The organism is Vibrio sp. 03_296 (genome assembly GCF_002265885.1).
Genome location: NZ_NPKW01000284.1, coordinates 1 through 1,200 on the forward strand (window position 1 = coordinate 1; position 1,200 = coordinate 1,200).

General features: G+C 44.3%; 1 protein-coding gene and 1 pseudogene. Both read right to left on the reverse strand.

The features are described 5' to 3' along the window. Positions 1–462: pseudogene (locus CIK04_RS24020) on the reverse strand (type IV-A pilus assembly ATPase PilB); the annotation flags it as partial. Positions 463–466: 4 nt separating this feature from the next. Continuing rightward, complete coding sequence (locus tag CIK04_RS24025; protein WP_128824674.1) at positions 467–841, reverse strand: type IV pilin protein; 375 nt, start codon at positions 839–841, stop codon at positions 467–469. Positions 842–1,200 lie beyond the last annotated feature (359 nt).

The window sequence follows — 1,200 nt, forward strand, 5'->3', positions numbered from 1 at the left end:
TCTTTTAAAACCAGAGCCTTGGCTCTGTTTGATGCTCTTTCCATAGAGTCTACGAATCGCCGCTTGCAGTTCTTGGCAGTCGGCTAAAACAATCTCCACCTGCACGCCTGTGGCAAAACGGAAATCATCTTCAGCTTGAATATTGGTAGGGCAGTAAACTCGCGAGTATTAAACCATGCGTTGCTTTTTGCAGTGGCAGTGCTTGGTGACGGGTGATCAGCTCACGCAACCCAAGTTGATTACACAGCTCTTGGTAGTCATATTGGTTGAAGGTCAGTGCGTGGTAAGCCAAAAATCGCACTTAAGCTTTTCGGTTAATTCATCTGGCTGGAAAAATCCCAGTTGCAACAAAGCTTCCGGTGCTGTGACACCAGAAGCTTGGATGGTTTCTCGACACGCTTGTTCTTGCGTTAGGCTAAGTTGGTTGGCCTGACGCAGAATCGTGGCAAGGTTGGATTGCACCGAGTTAACAGCCTTTAGGTTTTAGATGCTGTCGCAACATMGTTGCACATGACCAMCMACCAGCAGACGTTCTTGAAAGTGTCACGTGTTTCGATACGATGTCTGGGCTAACCCCTGATGAGTTGAAACTAAATTTAATATCGCCAGCTGCACTAGTAGGGTTTTCGTATGTAATAACTCCGATAGGAGAAGTTGGTATTGCTAGAGCGCCTGAAGTTGATGGGAAAGAACCATTTYYTAGTACATATGTTTCAACGTTGGTTCGGTGACCTGTTATCGAAGCTAGAGCGGTTGCGGCTTCACTTTTTAGCAAACGTATTTTTGATACTGGGGTAACTGCAATTGCTGCGAGCACGCCAATTACCGCCACTACTATCATTAATTCATACAGGTAAAGCCTTGTGTTTATTGGTTTTGTTTAATTTCTTCATCATAATTTCCTTTAATCTATCAAATTCGCTCCGCGAGCTTGTGGCTAGATTATGCAAGGAGTAGATGAGTGAAATCACACCAAGAGCATCACTCGAGTGATTTAAAATTCTTTGCGCTTTATTTACATCTGGTTACTTACAAGATGCGATGCTGACCCAAAATTTCGTAGCTCAAATAAAAACGGGAGCCTGAGGCTCCCGTTTTGTGATCTAGTCGATATCTATTGAACGCATCGATAAATCCATCGCTTTACATGTTTGGTCAGGGCGCCAACCGAAATGTAATCCACGCCGGTTTCCGCATATT